General features: G+C 52.0%; 4 protein-coding genes. 2 read left to right on the top strand and 2 right to left on the bottom strand.

What is annotated here, in order from left to right; genetic code table 11:
* On the top strand, nt 1-1,125 hold a 1,125-nt coding region (locus AACZ40_RS28465; protein ID WP_339676995.1), incomplete at its 5' end, for a carbonic anhydrase.
* Nucleotides 1,126-1,134: 9 nt separating this feature from the next.
* On the opposite strand, the gene AACZ40_RS28460 is transcribed toward AACZ40_RS28465, so the two are convergent.
* Both AACZ40_RS28460 and AACZ40_RS28455 read right to left on the bottom strand, forming a co-directional pair.
* Entirely contained in the window at nt 1,135-1,458 is a 324-nt protein-coding gene (locus tag AACZ40_RS28460) for a hypothetical protein (RefSeq protein WP_339676993.1), read from the bottom strand.
* Between the two features lie 368 nt (nt 1,459-1,826).
* Nucleotides 1,827-3,167 carry a hypothetical protein gene (locus tag AACZ40_RS28455; protein WP_339676991.1) on the bottom strand — a complete coding sequence of 447 codons (1,341 nt, stop codon included), beginning with the start codon at nt 3,165-3,167 and terminating at the stop codon, nt 1,827-1,829.
* A 608-nt stretch (nt 3,168-3,775) separates the two neighbouring features.
* Here AACZ40_RS28455 and AACZ40_RS28450 point away from each other — a divergent pair.
* Nucleotides 3,776-3,974, top strand: a 199-nt coding sequence (locus AACZ40_RS28450; protein ID WP_339676989.1) for a hypothetical protein, incomplete at its 3' end; no start/stop codon positions are given.

Here is a 3,974-nt window from a genome sequence, read left to right as displayed (position 1 = left end):
CAGATGTGGAGCGAGGGACGCTACCAGTTTCTGCCGTTCCTGATCACGTTACTCTCCATTGTGTTCACCGACCTGTTAATCGGGATCCTGATTGGTCTCGGCGTGAGCCTGCTGTTTATCCTGAACAGCAGCCTCAGACAGCCCATTCGCCGGATTGTGGAGACACACGTCGGGGGAGATGTTCTGCATATCGAACTGGCCAACCAGGTCAGCTTTTTGAATCGTGCTGCCCTCGATAAAGTCTTTAACAATGCCTCGCGTGGCACCAACATGCTGATTGATGCCAGCGGCACAGATTATATAGACCCGGATATTTTAAGCTTGATCCAGGAGTTCAAAGATAAAATCGGACCTGCGCGCGGAATAAATGTCAGCCTGCGCGGGTTCCGGAAAAAATATCAGATGAGTGATGAAATTCAATTCGCCGACTATTCCACGCGAGATCTGAAAGATCAGATTACACCAGATCAGGTGCTGCAGATTTTACGTGAAGGGAACGAGCGGTTCTACTCGGGTAATCGGCTCTCACGCGACCTGGGGCATCAGGTATATGCGACCGCCGGCGAACAGAACCCCCTGGCTGTGATATTAAGTTGTATCGATTCCCGTGTGCCGGCAGAACTGGTACTGGACCTGGGGATTGGTGATATCTTCAGCGTACGTGTCGCCGGAAATGTCATCGGAAGAAAGACGCTGGGCAGCATTGAATATGGTGTCGCTGTGATTGGAGTGAAGCTGGTGCTGGTCATGGGGCATACACGTTGCGGTGCCGTCACTTCCACTGTGCAGATGATGTGCGATCACCACAACGCCACTCAGGCGACAGGTTGTTCCCACCTGGATTCGATTGTCGATGAGATTGCTCCCTGTGTCGATGAAGAAGCCTGTAGCCGGTTGAGCGAGATGAGTGAATTAGCCAGAGAAGAGTTTATTGATGAAACGGCACGACGCAACGTCTATCGCAGCGTGCAGGAGATCACGGCTCGCAGCGAAGTGGTTCGTAACCTGGTCGATGCCGGCAAGATCATGGTGGTGGGAGCGCTCTACGACGTGAAGAGCGGCAAAATAGAATTCCTGACCGATCCCTCAACCGAACTGGAATACAAGGGAGTCCCGCAGGCCTGATTTTCTGATTCAGCGCTCGCCTGTTAACCAGGGAAGTGCGTATTCCACGTGCTGCGAAGAAATACTTTGTCTGTCGCTTTTGACCTGCACCTTGTTGCCGACTGGCTGCACGGTAAATACCGGACCCTGTTTCCGCTGAACGGTCAGCTGTTTTGTTTTGCAGACTAAGTGCCCGATTCGAATTTCCAGCTGCGGCCCGTCGGCTGTCTGAATCGAACGCAGAATGACCTGTGAGGGATCAACCTGGGGGTTGGCAGGTAAGGTGATTCCAAGACGATCGGCACGACACCGAATCACCCGATCTGGAGCGTCGATCGGGAATCCATCGTCCATGCCTACAGCCTCTCCGTGGGCGACAACAACAGATCTTAAACGGTACTGGCTGCGCCTCTCCCGGAGGCAATGACTTCTGATCACTGCTCATCTATTTAAGCTCATACACTGTCCAGTTTGTACGGTCATACAAAAAGACACGATCGAACCCGGTATCGAAAGTGTGGTCTTCTTTCTCAGGAGACCACTCGAATAAACCCATTGCGTGATCAGGAATCGTAACCAGAAGGAGCCAGCACTGATCGCACCTCTTCAGGTACTCAGGTAATTTCGATTCTTTTTTAGCAATAGCTTTAGCAACTTCCGGCCCCGTCTGATCGCTATAAAAACCTCCTGAATTAGGGGGCGGCAACCTTGCCGGCCAGTCTTCAACCAAAGACAGTTTGATCTGTTCGAACTCGACAGGCAAATTCACCCCATCCTGACATCGCGCCATTCACGGCAACGTGCCAGACCAAAGTCTTTCGATAAGCGATCGGCAGCACACCAACAACCTCGTTCCAAGGCTGGTCGGTAAACTTGAGAAACTCCTCCACGCGTTCGACTGTGGGCGGAATGATCGGCAGCCCATCAGACCATCGCTGCTCGGTGAAGTATCGGTTCACGCCATCAATAGTGCCCGCAAAGACACGGTCCTTTGGGTCTGTGTTCCCTGCTTTGCGACGTTCAGCAATCTCAGCCTCGGCGATGGGTTCTGTCAGAGCCTTGACGATTTGAGGCCAAAGCACTTCTCTCGTATTCTGGATCAACTCCTCTCGGCTGTGAGCTGCGAACGCGCCAGGGTAGGTGGCGGCTCGCGGCGCGGGAATACCGTTGTTGATCGAAGTGGAATAAACTTGGCTCACAAACGTCGTACCAGCGATCGTCACGGCGGGAATGCCGAGGTACTCGGCTGCAATGCTCGAACCGGTCTCTTTGGGGGTGCAGAGTCCACAGCCACCGTTGCCGGAGATGACGGCCTGCACGCCCATCTCCTTGAGATTCTTCTGGAATTCTTCGTTGGCCTGCCTTCTGACTCCGGGGCCTGGAAAGGGACCGCCCGAACCGATCTCCCCCAGCAAGATCACTTTTGCGGTAGGATACTCGCTCAGGATCAGCCTCTTGATCTCAGGATGCGTCACGTTGGCCATAAAGCTCCCACCAATCACAGCAATCGTCTTCCCTTCCAGAGTGCTTAGACGAGGCGCCTGCGTGATCATCTCAACGGTTTGATTTCCGACCGGCGCAACCACGGCGTATTTTCCTGCTGGGATCGGCGCTCCCGGAATGAGGCACGCGTCATCGCACTCGTATGAAATCGAGCTGCCTGTTCTGCTGAGGATCAATGCTCTCGACAAAGCTGCCGCGTTGGGCTGGCTAGCATCGTCTCCCCTTGCCGATTTGGTCTCTTGGGCACCTGTTTGAAGGGCAAGTGCGCCGATTAGCAACCACATCGTGTGTAGTCGAAGTTTCAACATGGGATATCCTTTTTCGCGGGTAGATTCTGTTCGTTCTTCTTGCCGCATTCCATCTATCGTCAAAGTGGGTGGAAAAATGATGACCTGTGACCTGCTGTGGACCGGCATGGTATTGCATTTAACACGGCCCAGGTGCTTTGGTTTCGGTTCCAGGAAAAAAACGCTCGCCGGTCCAGCAGTTCCGAGGAGACGAAATTGATAAAGGAGAGAAAACTCGACTTCTAAAAACCGCTTTTTAAATCGGCTGATCACGCTTCTGGGGCTTCCGGCAACCGTTTCCTTTTCCTGCTCGGTTTACTCAGAGTGTTGCAGACTGAACTTAAACTTCACGATGCCTGCTTCGCCGTTGCAGTTCCTGTCGATATTCAATTCCATCAGCGTGTAATCAATATTAGTTTTCAATCTCTTTTCCAGCTTAAGAGGCTTGACCTCAGTCAAATGTCCAGGTTTATTTTCCGGTCTAAAAAGTCCAGGCTATTGATATCAGGTGAATCTTCAGAAATTGACCGGCGTTGCAGGCAGTTCAAAAGGCCAGAAGATGGGAATCAGCACGATCGCGATGATCCATAGCATCAAGTTGAGATCGTCGGCGAAACAACGGGGCTGAAACTCGTCATGGACCAAGTCGGTCTTGTCGCCAGTTCAGACGTTCCAGTGCTAAACCTAGGCGAAATGGGGACAGGCAAGGAGGTTGATCAAGGGGCGGCTGCACTCCTCGACATCAACCCTCATACGTTACGTGCGAGAATGCGAAAAATGGGTATTGAATGGTCACGCTTTCGATCAAAGTGAAGGTGTAGCTTTGCGGCACTGAAGACCAATTGAATTGCTAAAACCGGACCGCTGAAGAAAAGCACCGCGTGGAGCACACAAAATACGCATCCCATTTCACAGACATCACAAGAGATCGACCATCGCGTGAAGAGCGATTCCTCAGAAGTAGCCATAAAGAGGCAAGCACGAATGAATCAAACACTGCCAGCGAGATGAGAATCCAAACGTACGAAATCATTATTGCTTGTCTAAATAATTTAGCGACGACATCAGGTCATGCTGGAG

Source organism: uncultured Gimesia sp. (genome assembly GCF_963972345.1).
Classification (GTDB): Bacteria; Planctomycetota; Planctomycetia; order Planctomycetales; family Planctomycetaceae; genus Gimesia.
This window is presented reverse-complemented; position numbering and strand designations above follow the sequence as displayed.

What these genes read in the sequence shown, in the direction of transcription:
- AACZ40_RS28460 (WP_339676993.1), bottom strand. Translation starts at nt 1,458, where the DNA reads ATGGACGATGGATTCCCGATCGACGCTCCAGATCGGGTGATTCGGTGT.